Origin of the sequence: Pedobacter xixiisoli (assembly GCF_900215335.1) — a bacterium.
Taxonomy (GTDB): domain Bacteria; phylum Bacteroidota; class Bacteroidia; order Sphingobacteriales; family Sphingobacteriaceae; genus Pedobacter; species Pedobacter xixiisoli.
In genome coordinates this window covers 253536-270121 of record NZ_OCMT01000002.1, presented here as the reverse complement: position 1 = coordinate 270121, position 16586 = coordinate 253536, and the positions used below count along the sequence as shown (strand labels likewise).

Annotated in this window: 16 protein-coding genes; 11 read left to right on the top strand and 5 right to left on the bottom strand. The window is 36.6% G+C overall.

Translation table 11 applies throughout. The annotated features are described in order from the left end of the window. Nucleotides 1-16: 16 nt before the first annotated feature. Entirely contained in the window at nt 17-1060 is a 1044-nt protein-coding gene (gene ribD, locus CRO54_RS07315; RefSeq protein WP_097130472.1) for a bifunctional diaminohydroxyphosphoribosylaminopyrimidine deaminase/5-amino-6-(5-phosphoribosylamino)uracil reductase RibD, read from the bottom strand. A 250-nt stretch (nt 1061-1310) separates the two neighbouring features. On the opposite strand from ribD, the gene prmC reads away from it, so the two are divergent. Next, the gene (gene prmC / locus CRO54_RS07310; RefSeq protein WP_097130470.1) at nt 1311-2204 is read left to right on the top strand and encodes a peptide chain release factor N(5)-glutamine methyltransferase; all 894 of its coding nucleotides are present in this window, start codon (nt 1311-1313) and stop codon (nt 2202-2204) included. 92 nt (nt 2205-2296) lie between these two features. Beyond that, nucleotides 2297-3166, top strand: coding sequence for an OmpA family protein (locus tag CRO54_RS07305; protein ID WP_420812682.1), 870 nt, complete (start codon nt 2297-2299; stop codon nt 3164-3166). Between the two features lie 50 nt (nt 3167-3216). On the opposite strand, the gene xerD is transcribed toward CRO54_RS07305, so the two are convergent. Beyond that, nucleotides 3217-4116, bottom strand: coding sequence for a site-specific tyrosine recombinase XerD (gene xerD, locus CRO54_RS07300; protein WP_097130465.1), 900 nt, complete (start codon nt 4114-4116; stop codon nt 3217-3219). Between the two features lie 139 nt (nt 4117-4255). On the opposite strand from xerD, the gene aroQ reads away from it, so the two are divergent. Further along, nucleotides 4256-4672 (top strand): type II 3-dehydroquinate dehydratase, encoded by a 417-nt coding sequence (aroQ, locus tag CRO54_RS07295; RefSeq protein ID WP_097130463.1) that lies wholly within the window; start codon nt 4256-4258, stop codon nt 4670-4672. 64 nt (nt 4673-4736) lie between these two features. Then, on the top strand, nt 4737-5468 hold the full coding sequence (locus CRO54_RS07290) for a TlpA family protein disulfide reductase (protein WP_097130461.1): 732 nt from the start codon (nt 4737-4739) through the stop codon (nt 5466-5468). Here CRO54_RS07290 and CRO54_RS07285 read toward each other — a convergent pair. Together CRO54_RS07285 and CRO54_RS07280 are read right to left on the bottom strand one after the other, a co-directional pair. Next, a complete protein-coding gene (locus CRO54_RS07285) occupies nt 5463-6482 on the bottom strand; it encodes a glycosyltransferase family 2 protein (RefSeq protein ID WP_097130458.1) in 1020 nt (339 codons plus the stop codon). The two genes, CRO54_RS07290 and CRO54_RS07285, sit on opposite strands and share 6 nt — an antisense overlap. A gap of 31 nt (nt 6483-6513) precedes the next feature. Then, nucleotides 6514-7383 carry a lysophospholipid acyltransferase family protein gene (locus CRO54_RS07280; RefSeq protein WP_097130456.1) on the bottom strand — a complete coding sequence of 290 codons (870 nt, stop codon included), beginning with the start codon at nt 7381-7383 and terminating at the stop codon, nt 6514-6516. A 37-nt stretch (nt 7384-7420) separates the two neighbouring features. Here CRO54_RS07280 and CRO54_RS07275 point away from each other — a divergent pair, with 37 nt between their 5' ends. From CRO54_RS07275 to hemF, 4 genes are all read left to right on the top strand, one after another. After that, nucleotides 7421-8023: a WbqC family protein gene (locus tag CRO54_RS07275; RefSeq protein ID WP_097130454.1), complete on the top strand. Its 603-nt coding sequence runs from the start codon at nt 7421-7423 to the stop codon at nt 8021-8023. A 65-nt stretch (nt 8024-8088) separates the two neighbouring features. Next, nucleotides 8089-9207, top strand: a complete 1119-nt coding sequence (gene corA, locus CRO54_RS07270) for a magnesium/cobalt transporter CorA (protein ID WP_097130452.1) — start codon at nt 8089-8091, stop codon at nt 9205-9207. 74 nt (nt 9208-9281) lie between these two features. Beyond that, nucleotides 9282-10508, top strand: a complete 1227-nt coding sequence (locus CRO54_RS07265) for an MFS transporter (protein WP_097130450.1) — start codon at nt 9282-9284, stop codon at nt 10506-10508. 389 nt (nt 10509-10897) lie between these two features. Then, complete coding sequence (gene hemF / locus CRO54_RS07260) at nt 10898-11794, top strand: oxygen-dependent coproporphyrinogen oxidase (RefSeq protein ID WP_097132301.1); 897 nt, start codon at nt 10898-10900, stop codon at nt 11792-11794. 53 nt (nt 11795-11847) lie between these two features. Here hemF and CRO54_RS07255 read toward each other — a convergent pair whose 3' ends face one another. Then, nucleotides 11848-13245 carry a sigma-54-dependent transcriptional regulator gene (locus CRO54_RS07255; protein WP_097130448.1) on the bottom strand — a complete coding sequence of 466 codons (1398 nt, stop codon included), beginning with the start codon at nt 13243-13245 and terminating at the stop codon, nt 11848-11850. 152 nt (nt 13246-13397) lie between these two features. Between CRO54_RS07255 and CRO54_RS07250 the strand changes: the two genes are divergently transcribed. The 3 genes from CRO54_RS07250 to pnp all read left to right on the top strand — a co-directional run bounded on the left by CRO54_RS07250 (nt 13398) and on the right by pnp (nt 16554). Beyond that, the gene (locus CRO54_RS07250) at nt 13398-13622 is read left to right on the top strand and encodes a hypothetical protein (RefSeq protein ID WP_097130446.1); all 225 of its coding nucleotides are present in this window, start codon (nt 13398-13400) and stop codon (nt 13620-13622) included. 394 nt (nt 13623-14016) lie between these two features. Then, nucleotides 14017-14301, top strand: coding sequence for a 30S ribosomal protein S15 (rpsO, locus tag CRO54_RS07245; RefSeq protein ID WP_097130442.1), 285 nt, complete (start codon nt 14017-14019; stop codon nt 14299-14301). Nucleotides 14302-14415: 114 nt separating this feature from the next. Then, nucleotides 14416-16554, top strand: coding sequence for a polyribonucleotide nucleotidyltransferase (pnp, locus tag CRO54_RS07240; RefSeq protein WP_097130440.1), 2139 nt, complete (start codon nt 14416-14418; stop codon nt 16552-16554). Nucleotides 16555-16586 lie beyond the last annotated feature (32 nt).

The following is a 16586-nucleotide window of genomic DNA, read 5'->3' as shown; positions in this document are numbered from 1 at the left end:
TAAATGTTTTAATCATTCAGCGTTTCAAAATCTGAAGGCTGTCATTTCCAACAACGATATCTTCAATTAGTTTGGCGTTAATTGTTGGCGCCTCTATACCTTGCTTCCATTCCGTTTTACTGGTAAATATACGGGCTTCATCCCATAAATTAGCAGCAATAAACTGACTTAAAATATTTGCTCCGCCTTCTATAATTACCGACTGGATATCCATTAGATAGAGCTGGTAGGCTATTTTCTGTGGTAAATAGAAGTGCATGTCTTCCATTTGCACATAGTGGATATTGTCGATCACTTCGGTTTTTACTTCGTTAAAAATAATTGTTTTGGCGGCATCATTGAAAATGTGATAGTGGAGTGGAGTCTCCAGATTCTTATCTATCACTAATCGGATAGGATTTTTGCCCGTGACTTCTCTCGTGTTCAGTTGAGGATTATCAGCCAAGACTGTATTTTTTCCCACTAAAATGGCATCTTCTTCGCTGCGCCAATGATGGGTTAAAGTTTTAGCTTCTGCACCGGAAATCCATTGTTGAGATTGGTCTGCTGGAGCAGAAAAGCCATCAGCAGTCTGTGCCCATTTAAGTATAAAATAAGGCCTGTGCTCTTTAATTCTGGTAAAGAAACGCCTATTTACAATTTTGCACTCTTCATCTAAAATACCCGACACTACTTCAATGCCAGCATTTTTAAGCTTTTCGATACCTTTTCCATTCACGCTTTCGAAAGGATCCGTGTTGCCAATCACTACCTTTTTGATTTGATGTTTGATCAATAAATCTGCACAAGGAGGAGTTTTTCCAAAATGTGCACAAGGTTCTAGTGTAACGTAGGCTGTAGCGTTTTTAAGCAGGTGGGCGGCTTGATTTCCGTAGGTTTCAATTACGTTTTTAATGGCATTCACTTCTGCATGTGCTTCTCCAATTTTTTGATGGTAACCTTCGCCGATAATTTGGTCTTCATGGACGATCACACAGCCCACCATAGGATTTGGACTGACATTTCCACTGCCTTTTAATGCTAATTCTAGACAGCGATGCATATAAAACTCATGTTCCATCTTTGCAAAAATAGACTTTATTTTGGCATTTGACTGAGTGAAATTTTAGAAGCTTGCAGGATTTGAACTCATAGAAATCAAAATTGAGCCACGTAGAAACATAGGTTGGTTGTTAAGGCGTTTATGCTCCGGCTTTGAATTGAGTGTGTTGAATGCTGTTGTTGAAGTTTGTTATAATAAGCTATGTCACTATGTGTTTAAATAGATTTTTGGCTAAATTTATGCACTGATTAGATACATACAACAAAAGATGAAGTTAACCGAGCTAGCCATTTTATATCAAGAAAAACTAAGTGCATTGTACGACGAAGATGAAATACAATCATTGTTTCTGATTGCTTTGGAGGATGTTCTCAACTATAAAAAGACAGACTATATTTTAAATAAGCAGGAGCTAGTTCCAGATACAGCATTACTTAAGCTGAACAATATCTTGCTTGGTTTAGCTAAAGGGACACCAATTCAGTACATTATTGGGCGCACGGAGTTTTATGGCCTGAAATTCAAGGTAAATTCATCTGTGCTGATACCTAGGCCAGAAACGGAAGAGTTGGTGAAGTGGATATTGGAAAGGTGTCAGTCGACAGCGGTTAGTGGTCAGGATAGCCAAGTTGTCAATCTAAATTCTAAAGTCGTGAATATCTTAGATATTGGAACTGGTAGTGGCTGTATTGCAATAGCACTGAAAAAACATTTGCCTAAAGCCTATGTTTCTGCAGTAGATGTTTCTTCTGCTGCTTTAAGTACTGCTAAGGACAATGGGATACTAAATGAGGTAGGCGTAAGTTTCATTGAAGATGATATCCTTGATTACAAAGAGACATATCCTGTTAAGTTTGATATCATCGTTAGTAACCCACCGTATATTAAAGAAGACGAAAAACCAGAAATGCATGAAAATGTATTGGCTAATGAGCCTCATACTGCGCTGTTTGTTAGTAACGAAAAACCATTGATATTCTATGAAGCTATAGCCGATTTTGCCTTGTTGCATTTAAAAAAAGATGGTCAGTTGTTTTTTGAAATCAACGCAAATTTGGGCAGGGAAACCATTCGGATGCTAGATTTAAAAGGTTTTACAGACATTAGATTGAGGCTGGATATGCAGGGAAAAGAGCGAATGATTTTGGCTATTAAACCTTAATTTTCTTTAAATCGTTTCATGTGATTTTAATCACAAATAAAACTTTTTGGCGTAACTATTGTTGGTAGATTGTTTTTAAATCAATTAAAGCAATTCTTATGAATCAATTAAAATCAATATCAGCGATATTGGGCGTTGTATTATTAGCGAGCTGTGGTGTTAGTAAAAAGAAATATGCCGAACTGCAAGGTAATTTTAATCAGGTACAACAGCAATATAACGATATCAATGGTAAGTTAATTAAGACAGAATCTGAACTTTCTAACGCAAAGACAAGGATCACTAGCTTAGATGATGCAATTGCAAGAGAACGTGCTAATGCAAAAGATTTACAGGAAGCATTAAATAAATGTTTAAGTGCAAGTAGCCAAGGTAATGTGAACATCTCTAAATTGGTAGATGAAATCAATACTTCTAATAAATACATCAAAGAACTAATTGCCGCTAAAAACAAAAGCGACTCACTTAATATGGTGTTGACTAATAATTTAACCCGTTCATTAAGCAGGGAAGAAATGAGTGATGTAGATGTACAAGTGCTTAAAGGTGTTGTGTATATTTCATTGTCTGATAATATGTTATATAAATCAGGTAGCTACGAAATTTCTGATAAAGCAAGCGCTACTTTAGGTAAGATTGCTAAAATCATCACCGACTATAAAGATTACGAAGTGTTGGTTGAAGGTAATACCGATAATGTGCCAATTAAAATGGCCAACATTAGAAACAACTGGGATTTAAGTGCTTTACGTGCTTCGTCTGTTGTACAGAGTTTGCAAAATAACTATGGTGTAGATCCTAAACGTTTAACCGCAGGTGGTAGAGGCGAGTACAATCCAATTGCAGGAAATGACACGCCAGCCGGAAAAACTAAAAACAGACGTACACAAATTATCATTACGCCTAAGTTAGACCAGTTTATGGATTTAATAGGTAAATCGGCAGAAAAACCAACTAACTAGTTTGGTTTGTATATACCAGAAAAGCCATCCCAATTTCGGGATGGCTTTTTTTATGCCCTAGGATGAAATTCGGTAATTACCGTTTTCAAATAATCTCTGTCTAAATGGGTGTAGATTTCGGTAGTGGTAATGCTGGCATGTCCCAACATTTCTTGAATGGCTCTTAAATCGGCACCTCCTTCAATTAGATGTGTTGCAAATGAGTGTCTTAAGGTGTGTGGACTGATTGTTTTTTTAATGCCTGCCGCTATAGCTAAGGATTTGATTAAGTTGAAAATAGATATCCGAGAAAGCTTGGCCCCGAAGCGGTTCAGGAAAATATAGTCTTCGTTCCCTTTTTTAATCGTTGCATGAACTCGTACTTCCTCAATATAAATTTTGGTAAGTTTTAAAGCGGTAGCACCAATGGGTACAAGCCGTTCTTTATTACCTTTTCCTACCACTTTTATAAATTCCGATTCTTCGAAAATGTTGGAGATTTTCAGTTCAGTTAATTCGCTAACCCTTAACCCACAACCGTATAAAACCTCCATGATTGCTTTATTACGCATTCCTTCAGGTTTAGAGGCATCAATAGCATTAATTAAAGCATCAATTTCATGAAAGTTTAAAGTATCTGGTAATTTTCGGGCAATTTTTGGTGTTTCTAATAAAGCCGAAGGGTCGTCGGTAAGGAGTTCTTCTTGCAACAAATAATTGAAAAACGATTTGATGCCCGAAATTACCCTAGCTTGTGTGCTAGCCTGTGCGCCGAGCTCATTCAACCAAACCAAGAACGCTCGTAAATCTTTTAGTGTAATTGCATTTAAAGTTATCTCTTTATCGTGGGCTTCAAAGTACTGAAAAAGCTTTTCTACGTCATTGGTATAAGCTTGTATACTGTTCTCCGATAATGAACGCTCTAGCTTTAAATAAGCTGCAAATCCTTTTAAATATGGTCGATTGTTCATTATTTGAGTTCTTTTTTATAACATTGCGTAAGGCAATTTAGCTACAAAAATACATTTAGCTAATAACTGTTGGCCACAGATACACAGATTTATTTAATGACTCGTGTGTATGCATCGGCAAGAAATAAATTTAATGTAAATGAAGATACAAATCATCAACGGACCAAACTTAAATCTTTTAGGCTTACGCGAGCCTAGCATTTATGGATCAGAAAGTATTGATGCTTTCATTGAGAAGCTGAAAGAACAATATAGCATTATCGAAATTGATTACTACCAAAGCAACGTAGAAGGGGAGCTCATCAACAAACTACACGAAGTTGGGTTTGCTTACGATGGAATTATTTTGAATGCTGGTGGTTATACGCACACTTCGGTTGCCATTGCCGATGCTATTGCTGCCATTAAAACGCCAGTGGTAGAAGTTCATGTTTCAAATATCTACGCTAGAGAAGAGTATCGTCATGTATCCTTAACTGGAAAAAACTGTAAAGGCGTACTTACCGGTTTTGGTTTGAATGGTTATCGCTTAGCTTTGGAAAGCTTCTTAAAATAGTATTTTTGCTTGATGGCTAGAATTTATTTTCAGCTATCACTTCAATCATCAACAACAACAAATTATGAAAAAAATAATGCTCTCTTTGCTGCTGTGTTTAGGTATGAACATTTTGCTGGCTCAAACAGTTACTACTAAAAGTGTTAAACTAGACCAAAATTCAATTGTTAGGGATGAAAAAGGAAATATTTATCCTTATGCGGTTTGGAAGAAGTTAACAGATAATGGAGATTATGGGATTAGAGTGAATGGTAATCTGAGTTCGGACAATCCTGAATTTATCGTTTATGCACTTACTGAGGAGCAAAAAGCTACCATTAAAATAAAGAAAGAAGAGCGTGCAGCTACTTTGCCAAAGCCACGTACAAGTGAAGTTTTTAAAGATGGGGAGAAATTCCGTTTTGATAAAATGAAGGATTTGAATGGCGTAAAGTATGACTTTAAGAAAGATACAGGTAAGGTTGTTGTGTTTAACTTTTGGTTCATTAATTGTCCGCCTTGTAAAAAAGAAATTCCAGAATTGAATGAGTTGGTAGCGAAATACAAAGAAAATAAGGACATAGTATTTATTGCGATAGCATTAGACGATGCTTACGCTTTAACCAGCTTCTTAAAATCTATTCCATTTAACTATGGCATTATCCCAGATGGAAGATTTTATGCTGATAAGCATGGCGTTAAGGCATATCCTACGCATGTGGTAGTAGGAAAAGATGGTCTGGTTAAATTTAGTACCATCGGTTTGGCAAGTAACACTGTTTATTGGGTAGAAAAAACAATTAAAGAACAATTATAAGCCTTTCAATTCGCTAAATTTTTTCTTCTTGCCGATAAAGTATTTCCAAACAATACTTCCTTTTAAAACTCCCTGATGTTTATGGAGTGAGATTTGTGTGCTACTACGCTTAGCTGCTGTTTTAAAGAAAGCTTTAAAGAAATGGTAATGCGCTTTGTTAATAGAAAAAGCAAAACCAAACTGTCCTTTAAATGCAAATTGGAATAAAGCCAATAAATCTATCCATAAACGAGCAAAAACTTTGTAAACTGCCTCCCCAAAAGGGAGGTTTTTTTGCATGATGATGAGGTTGTTCCTGAAGTTGAGGTAGCTTTTAAACGGGCTGCTGGCATTTAAAGTGCCGCCACCCACATGATAAACTTCAGCCGAAGTACAACAAACCACCTTGTAACCTTTGTTCTTTAAACGCCAGCATAAATCGATTTCTTCCATGTGGGCGAATAGGTCGGCATCTAAGCCACCAATCTCTTTCCAAGCATTGCTTTTAATAAAAAATGCAGCGCCACTGGCCCAAAAAATTGGAATATTGGTATCGTATTGACTATGGTCTTCTTCCGTATTTTCAAAAACTCTTCCTCTGCAAAATGTAAAACCGAAGTTGTCGATAAAACCACCAGCAGCACCAGCATACTCAAACATAGCTTTGTTTTGTTGCCATTTGATTTTTGGTTGAGCAGCAGCAATACTATTGTCGCTTTCCATTAAATCAATCACCGGCTTTATCCAATTTTCAGGAACTTCTACGTCAGAGTTTAGCAATACAAAGTAATCGGCTTCTACTTTTGCCAACGCTTGATTATAACCTTCTGCAAAACCGTAGTTTTTATCGTTAATAATAATTTGAACCTTTGGGTAGTGCTGCGTTAAAAAGGGAACGGAGCTATCGGTAGAAGCATTATCTGCCACAATAATCTGCAGGTTGCTATAATTGGTTTTTACAACGCTCGGTAAAAAACGTTCTAAGAAGTGCTGTCCGTTCCAGTTTAAAATTACTACCGCTACGCTAGGTTCCATTAAAAGATTGTATTAATATAAATAAGTAAGATTAGAGGTTTGCTTTCCATCTGTTGTGGCTCCACAGCCAGTCTCCAGGTTCTCTCTCTATGGTCTTAGTCAAGTTTTTGAAAAACAATTCTGTGATTTCAAACTTTTCTGTTCCCTTCGGATTTAAACACATGGGAATGCATTCTATCTCGTAATGGCCTCTTTTGAGCCTTCTCACATCAAAATAAAATATTGGGCGATTGGTTTGTAGCGCAATCTTTTCCAAACCTAAAAGAACTGCAGTAGGTTGGTTTAAGAATTCTGTAGTATGATGAACATCAGTTCCTCTAGGGCTTTGGTCGCTTGCGAAACAGAACAAAGTTGTATCGTTTCTTGTTCCCACCACTTCTCTCAAGGTTTGTTTCATTGGTACAAAGATATTTCCAAACTTAGTTCTAAGTGCATTAAACCACTTTTCAAAAATCTTATTGTTAATTGGTTTGTAAATTACGTAAGATTTGGCAGAAAACTTCATTCCTACTGCCATCATGCCTAATTCCCAATTTCCATAATGTCCTGTGCAAGCCAAAGCACTTTCACCTCTTTTAAAGTATTCTTCAGCTAATTCGAAGTTTTTCATTTTAACTCTTTTCAAAACTTCAGCTTTGGTAATAGAGCTCATTTTTACAATTTCAACCATGATATCGGTCAAATTTCTATAAAAACGTTGCTCTATTTTGATGATTTCTGCTACGCTTTTTTCGGGAAATGAATTGGTCAGGTTTTTACGAACTACTTTTCTTCGGTATTTAACCACATAGTAAATGAGGTAATACAGCACACTAGAGATACCAAATAAAAACCAAAGTGGTAGAAATGATAAGAGGTGTAAAAAAAATATCCCTATGTGCAAAAAACCTTTTTTAATCATTAATTTTGGCTGCTGAATTGCAAACTTAAAATATCAGATGCAAAATCCAGCTATATTTCCATTATTTTATCTTCCACCAGTTAGTTATTTTACACTTTTAAAAGAGAATAATTTCGAATTTAACTTAGAAAAGTTCGAGCATTTTCCGAAACAGACTTATAGAAATAGAGCAACTATTGCATCGCCAAATGGCAGTTTAGATATGGTTATTCCAGTAACTAGGGGTTCTAAACTTCATACACCTTACAAAGACGTTAAAATTAGCTACGAAGATCGTTGGCAGCGTTTACATTGGTTAAGTATGCAAACTTGTTATCGAAGTTCGGCTTATTTCGAATTTTATGAAGATGGCTTAGCTCCATTTTATGAAAAAAGATATGACTACCTTTTCGATTACAACTATGCTATGCTTACTTGGCTTTTTAAACAATTGAAGCTATCTGTAAATTTGACTTCTACAGAGAGTTATGAAACTAAAATCGAAGTAGATTATAGAAATGTGATGACAAAAAAAGAAGTTCCTTCTGTTCAAACAAAGCCCTATTTTCAGGTGTTTAGCGACAGAAATGAGTTTATTTCTAATTTGAGCATTGCAGATTTGCTCTTTAATCAAGGTCCTCAGGCTAAGAATTATTTTTAGTTTTATCTTCGAAGCATTTAAACCCTCGAATTGAAACTGATTACTTTGGACTGAAAACTAAACATATGTCGAAACCGATACGTTTTAAGCATAAAAAAAAGCGATATGTACTTCCAGAACCAGGTACTACGCCAGGTTTTATTTATATCGATGGAAATTCGTTAAAGCCAAAAATCACTTTATATAGTTTCAGTACAGAAGCTATTGATGTCGTTCAGCTTACTAGTCTGCGTGATATTGCCAATAAAACTAAAGATAAAGATTTTTCTTACTGGGTAGAAATTAAAGGACTTAACTCTGTTGAGCTTTTTAATGTGTTTAGTGAAGAGCTGAAAATCCATAAGCTAGTATTGGAGGATATTACTAGAACTTATCATCGTCCAAAATTTGAAGAATACGATGGCTACAATTTTGCCATTAGCAGAATGTTGCGACTTGGAGAAGATAGTGCATTAGAGAACCAGCAAGTATCGTTCATACAGACTAAAAATGTACTTTACACTTTCCAGGAAACTTACGAGGATTGTTTAGATGCTGTTCGTAATCGCTTGAAAGAGGGAAAGGGCAATATCAGACTGGGTGGTACAGGTTATTTGATGTATGCATTAATGGATATGATTGTGGATGCTTACTTTTCTGTACTTAACCAGTGGAGTGAAGATATGGATGAGCTAGAAGACAGGTTGCTTTCCCGTCCGGATAAATCAGTGATGTACGAAACGCAGTTGGTGAAAAGAAACCTTATTTCGATGAGAAGGGTAGTTTGGCCAGAGCGAGATAAAATGAACGATATCTTGCGTACCGATAGCGATTTGATTTCCGAACAAACCAAGATGTTTATCAAAGATGCTTATGATCATTGTGTGCAATTGATGGATATGGTAGAGAGCATGAAAGAAATTGCATCAAGTAATATCGATATGTACCTTTCTATCATCAGCAATCGCATGAATGAGATTATGAAGGTGCTTACTATCATATCGTCTATATTTATCCCTTTAACCTTTATTGCGGGTATTTATGGTATGAACTTCTCCAAGCAAGATCCTGTTACCGGAAAAATTATGCCCAACAATATGCCAGAGCTTTACCAAGCGCACGGCTACGAGTACACCTTGTTGGTGATGGCTTTTATTGCTTTAGTACAAATCATCTTTTTTTGGAGAAAAGGCTGGTTTAAATAGTATAACCATCTGCTAAATATGGATAGTTTTTTGCTTCTATTTTTTGTAGTTTAGTGCATTAAACTAAACTATAAATGAACCAACAAACTAAAAGCAAGAACATTGCTTTAATTATTCTTGTAGCCTCGCTGGGCTACTTTGTAGATATCTACGATTTAATTCTATTTTCTGTAGTACGGGTAAAAAGCCTTAAAGATTTGGGCGTTGCCGATGAAGACATGCTCAGCGTTGGCGCAACTATCATCAATAGCCAAATGTTTGGGATGTTGGTGGGCGGTATTTTATGGGGCATACTTGGCGATAAAAAAGGAAGGTTAAGCGTACTTTTTGGCTCTATCATCACTTATTCGTTAGCTAACATTGCCAACGGTTTTGCAACCACGGTAGACCAATATACTATTATCCGTTTTATTGCAGGCGTAGGCTTAGCAGGAGAACTTGGCGCAGGTATTACACTGGTTGCCGAAACCATGAGCAAGAAAAACAGAGGCTACGGAACTATGATTGTAGCTTGTGTGGGTTTGCTGGGTGCGGTAATGGCGGCTTTAATTAGTGCCCGCTACACTTGGCAAACCAGTTATTTTATTGGTGGTGGTATGGGCTTATTGTTGCTATCGTTGCGCATTGGCTTGGTAGAATCGGGTATGTTTAAAGAAACCACTGAAAACGAAACTGTACAGCGTGGTAACTTCTTCATGCTGTTTAATAATTGGTCTAGGTTTAAGAAATATTTGTGCTGTATCCTTATTGGGTTACCTTTATGGTACATTGTAGGGGTGCTTATTACTTTTTCACCAGAGTTTGGTAAGGCATTAAATTCTACTGGTGTTTTAGATGCAGGTAAAGGTATTATGTACTGTTACATTGGTATTTCTATTGGTGATGTGGTGGCTGGTTTGCTTTGTCAGATATTAAAATCTAGAAGAAAAGTGATGTTCATTTTCTTGATGCTGACAGCTATTTCAGTAGGAGTTTATCTGTATTCTTTTGGATTAACGCCAGAAGGTTTTATTCTATTGAGTTTGTTATTAGGCTTTTCGTCGGGCTACTGGGCAACGTTTGTCACTATTGCTGCAGAGCAATTTGGCACCAATTTAAGAGCAACAGTTACTACTACGGTTCCAAATTTTGTACGAGGTTCGTTAATTGCCATTACTACAGGTTTCCAGTTCTTTAAGGATAAATTGGGGATTTTGGAAGGTGCTATGTTAGTGGGCGTAATTTGTATAGTTATTTCTTTGATCGCGTTGAGTCAGTTAAAAGAAACTTTCAGTAAGGATTTAGATTATGTAGAGCATTAAATGATGTGGTGATACGATAATTAGCTGATGTGATAATCAGCTAATGTTGTGATTGAATAATGAGAAAGCTGCTAGTTTAGACTTACGATTCTGTTTTAAGGTGAAGTTGGGCTTCGCTATTTAAAACTTCGTAAGTCTTTTTTAAGGTGCTAGGTTTTTGTGTTTCGTACAGGCTTTAGTTTGTCAAACCCGATTGGAGCGAGCACGAAGCTTAGCGTAGTAAAGTGTAAAGCAGGGCTTTCGTTGGATTGAAATACTTCAATTGCTTTTTAAATGGTAATTCGTAAATCTAAAATCGTAAATCATAAAGTGTCAACCTAATGTACTATCTAACATTCCTTTTCAGTTAGCGTGCTATTAAGCTTAAATTTGGGCATACAATGGAGGAAATCATGTTTAAGGATAAAGTTGCTGAGGCGTATAAACAAATACAGGATAGTATTTGCAAGGGTTTGGAAGTTGCAGATGGAAAAGCATTATTTGAGGAAGAATTATGGGAACGTGAAGGCGGAGGTGGTGGTAGAACGAGAGTTTTGCAGCACGGTAATGTGATTGAGAAAGGTGGTGTTAATTTTTCTGCCGTGTACGGAAAGTTGCCAGAAGCGGTTAAAAAGTCTTTTAAGGTAGAGAACGATGAGTTTTTTGCGACTGGTGTTTCTATCGTTTTACATCCAGAAAATCCTTTTGTGCCAATTATTCACATGAACATCCGTTATTTTGAGATGGATGAGCAAACTCGTTGGTTTGGTGGAGGTATAGATTTAACCCCTCATTATGTGATACCAACAGATGCTAGGTTTTTTCACTATCATTTGAAACAGGCTTGCGATGAGTTTAAAGCGGAGTTTTATCCTCGTTTTAAAGCATTGGCTGATGACTATTTCTTCATCAAACATCGTAACGAAACTAGGGGAGTAGGTGGTATTTTCTACGACCGATTAAAGCCTGAAAATACAGCGTTGAGCTACGAACAGTTGTTGGATTTTTCTTTAGCCGTAGGCAATACTTTCTTGCCAGTTTACAGCGAGTTAATAGATAGAAATAGAGATAAGGAATACACGGATTTCCATAAAGAGTGGCAATACTTACGTCGTAGTAGGTATGCAGAGTTCAATTTGGTTTACGACTCGGGAACTAAGTTTGGCTTAGAAACTAACGGTCGGATAGAGAGTATTTTAATGAGTTTACCACCAACTACCAAGTGGAATTATAATGCACAGGCACAACCTAATACTGAAGAAGAAGTTACGACTAATTTATTGCGAAAAGGAGTTGATTGGGTTTGATGTTGGTAGGTTGTTGAAGAGAAAAGGAGCCGATTTCGGCTCCTTTTTTTTGTTTATTCTGCTCTTTTTAAGCCAAATTTTTCAATCTTGCTGTATAAGTGACTTCGTTGGATGTCAATATCATCTGCAGTTTTGGAAACATTCCAATTGTTTTTTTCTAGCTTAAACTTGATGTATTCTTTCTCTGCAAAATCTTTGTATTCTTGAAAGTTGCTGAAACCATCGTAGTTAAAGCTACCTCCGTTTTGGCTTCCATTTCCACTCTGGTGACTTGCGCCTACGTTTGTTCCCCCTCCTGGATTTGCAAAGACTACTACATCTTGCTCGGTAATGGTCTTCTCACTTAAGATAATTAAACGCTCAATCATATTGCGCAGCTCACGAACGTTACCGGTCCAAGGCAGTCTTTTCAAAGCTTCCATTGCACCATCAGTGATTTTCTTTGCAGGCATACCGTACTCGCCGCAAATTTCTTCTAAAAAGCTTTGTGCAATTACTGGAATATCATCTGTGCGTTCTGTTAAATGAGGAACGTGAATGTTAATTACGTTTAGACGGTGGTACAAATCCATTCTAAAATTGCCTTCTTCAATTTCTTTTAAAAGGTCTTTATTGGTTGCCGCTACAATCCTTACGTTTACATCAATTTCTTTTTCGCCACCAACTCGTGTAATTTTGTGCTCTTGCAAAGCACGTAATACTTTAGCTTGTGCCGACATGCTCATGTCTCCAATTTCATCTAGAAATAAAGTGCCACCATTAGCCAATTCAAATTTTCCTAAACGTTGTTTTACCGCCGAAGTAAATGAACCTTTTTCGTGACCAAATAGTTCGCTTTCTATCAATTCAGAAGGAATAGCTGCACAGTTGACCTCTATTAATTGGTTGTCAGCACGGTTAGATTTTTCGTGAAGCCATCTTGCCACTAATTCTTTACCACTACCGTTCGCTCCTGTAATTAGTACTCTTGCTTCGGTTGGAGCCACACGTTCAATAGTTTCTTTGATTTTTCCAATGGTATCAGAATTGCCTAAGATGTCACGGGTTTTGCTCGCTTTTCTTTTTAAAACCTTGGTCTCGGTTACTAATGAGCCACGGTCTAAACCATTACGGACAGTGATTAATAAACGATTTAAATCAGGTGGTTTAGAGATAAAGTCGAAGGCGCCTTTTTTACTGGCTTCAACAGCAGTTTCTACCGTGCCGTGGCCAGATATCATGATAAATGGTAGGTCTGGTTTAATGCCAAGTGCGGTTTCCAACACTTCCATTCCATCCATTTTATTCATTTTGATGTCGCAAAGAACTAGGTTGTAATCGTTCTTTTTGATAAGTTCCAGTCCATCGATTCCATTATCTATATCATCAACTTCATAGTTTTCGTATTCAAGTATTTCTCTAAGCGTACTTCGTATCGCTCGCTCATCGTCTATAATTAGCAGTTTTGCCATATCGGGGTTGGGGATTTTCTAATGCGAATATATTGTTTTTTGCTGAATGTATAGTTTTTTGTACAATCCGTTTTTATAACGATGATAGTTGAAAGTTGTTTGTTGATATATGATTTTTTTATCGATGAATAACAAATTTTTTAAATCATCCAATGTTTTTGTATTTTTGGGTAATGGGCAGATTGAAAATATATGATACAGATATGTCTCGCGAAAGCATATTGGCTGAAAGAGAGGCTTTGTATTTGAGTAAATCTGCAGAGCAAAAAATCTATGCCTTGTTACAGCTTAACTACGTTGCTGTTCAGTTAAATGGAGGTAAACTATTAAAACAACCTCAAGGTAAGGGTATTCTTATCCGTAAGATAAATGTTTAAACTTACGGTTCGAAAGTCCTTTAACTTTGTCAATATTAATTTGCGATATGTTTAGAAGCGTGACACTTTTGTGTAGTGTCTTTGATAAATAAACCTGATAGGAGTGGAAATACTTTTTGTGGCAAAATCGTAGAAATCTCGTAGGTTTTTAAAACCTACGAGGTTTTGCGCACTGACGTTAACAAAAAGATTGCAACGGATAGCAGGGCTGCAGTATCCAAGAACTAATTACTGTTGATTTTCAAAAAAAATAATGAATAAACAATTCATTAACTCAAGCAGTTAGCTAACCGAAACAATTTGACAATTAATCAATTCAACAATTTTTCAAATCAGAAAAATACAGTATCTTTGCGGCACAATTAATTAATTTTAACTTTAATATTATTCAAGAATGTATTTAAGTACAGAAAAGAAAGCCGAAATTTTTGCAAAACACGGCGAAGTAGCAACCAACACTGGTTCTGCAGAAGGTCAAGTAGCATTGTTTACTTATCGTATTGCCCACTTAACAGAGCATTTGAAAAAAAATCGTAAAGATTTTTCTACGCAGTTAGCTCTACAAAAATTAGTAGGTAAACGTCGTGGCATTTTAGCTTATCTTCACAAAAAAGATATTAACCGTTACCGTGCTATCATCAAAGCTTTATCGCTTAGAGATATCATCAAGTCGGTGTAATGTTATAAAAGCCATCGCCAATAGGCAGATGGCTTTTTTGGTTTTAATACTCGAAAAAATAAATATAAACTCGATCTGTTCGAAAGAGGAAAAACAGATCACAACAATTTGTAAATGAATGTAATAAAAAAATCGTTCGATTTGGGCGATGGAAGAATTGTAGAAATTGAAACAGGTAAATTAGCGAAACAAGCTGATGGTTCTGTAGTAGTTAAAATGGGCGATACGATGTTGTTAGCAACTGTGGTATCAACTGTAGGTGCTAAACCAGGTACCGATTTTTTACCTTTATCGGTAGATTATCAAGAAAAATATGCGGCTACTGGCCGTATTCCAGGAGGATTTTTACGTCGTGAGGCAAGATTATCTGACTATGAGGTATTAATCTCTCGCTTAGTTGATAGAGCTTTACGTCCTCAGTTCCCTTCAGATTATCACTCTGATACGCAGGTAATGATTTCATTAATTTCTGCGGATAAAAATATAATGCCAGATTGTTTAGCAGGTTTAGCAGCATCGGCAGCATTGTCGGTTTCTGATATTCCTTTCAACGGTCCAATTTCTGAAGTACGTGTTGCTAAAATTGACGGTAAATTGGTAATCAATCCATTTGCTAGCGATTTAGAGCGTGCTACACTTGAATTTATGGTTGCAGGTTCTGCTAACGATATTTGTATGGTGGAAGGTGAGTGCGATGAAATTCAGGAAGAGGAGATGGTTGAAGCTTTAAAATTTGCACACGATGCAATTAAAGTTCAATGTGCTGTTCAGGTTGAATTAACTGAAGCTACCGGCAAAACTGTAAAACGTGAGTACAACCACGAAGATCATGATGCTGATTTAAAAGCTAAAGTTTACGCTGATACTTACGATAAAGTTTACGCTATCGCTAAATCTGGTTCTAACAAAGATGAGCGCAAAGCTGGTTTTACTGCAATTATCAACGAGTTTTTAGAGGCTATGCCAGAAGAAACTGAAGATTTGACTAAAGCAATGGCTAAACATTATTATCATGATGTGCAGTACGATGCAATTAGAAGTCTTTTGTTAGATGAAGGTATTCGTTTAGATGGTCGTAAGACTACAGAAATTCGTCCAATTTGGAGTGAAGTAGGTTATTTACCTGCAGCTCACGGTTCGGCGGTATTTACACGTGGTGAAACTCAATCGTTAACGTCGGTTACTTTAGGTAGCAAAGACGATGAGCAAATGATTGATGGTGCTTTCATCAATGGTTATAACAAATTCTTATTGCACTATAATTTCCCTGGTTTTTCAACTGGTGAGGTTAGACCTAACAGAGGTGCTGGTCGTAGAGAGATTGGTCATGGTGCATTAGCACAACGTTCGTTGAAAAAAGTACTTCCAGAAGGTGCTGAAAATCCTTACACTATCCGTATTGTATCTGATATTTTAGAATCTAATGGTTCTTCATCAATGGCTACGGTTTGTGCGGGTACATTAGCCTTAATGGATGCAGGTATCAAAATTAAATCTCCTGTATCAGGTATTGCGATGGGTTTAATTACTGATGAAAAAACTGGTAAATATCAAATCCTTTCAGATATTTTAGGTGATGAAGATCACTTAGGAGATATGGACTTTAAAGTAACTGGTACTGAAAATGGTATAGTTGCTTGTCAAATGGATTTAAAAATCAATGGTTTGTCATATGAAGTTTTAACTAAAGCTTTATTACAAGCTAAGGATGGTCGTTTACACATCTTAAACGAGATGAAGAAAACGATTGCAACACCAGCTGAAGATTACAAACCACATGCACCACGTATTGTTTCTCTAACTATCGAGAAAGAATTTATTGGCGCTGTAATCGGCCCAGGTGGTAAGATTATCCAAGAAATGCAACGCGAAACTGGTGCGTCTATCTCTATTGAAGAGGTTGATAACAAAGGTATCGTAGAAATTTTTGCTGATAATAAAGCTGCTATTGATGCTGCCGTTTCTCGTATCCGTGCTATTGCTGCTAAACCAGAGATTGGTGAGATTTACCAAGGTAAAGTAAAATCTATTATGCCATTTGGTGCATTTGTAGAGGTTATGCCAGGTAAAGATGGTTTGTTACACATCTCTGAAATTTCATGGGAACGTTTAGAAACTATGGATGGTGTATTGAAAGAAGGTGATAAAATCGAAGTTAAATTGTTAGACATCGATAAGCAAGGTAAAATGAAACTTTCTCGTAAAGTGTTGTTGCCTCGTCCTCCAAAACCAGAAGCTGCGCCTAAAGCGTAAAAAAATATCTAATAGTCCGCAAGTCGGAAAGA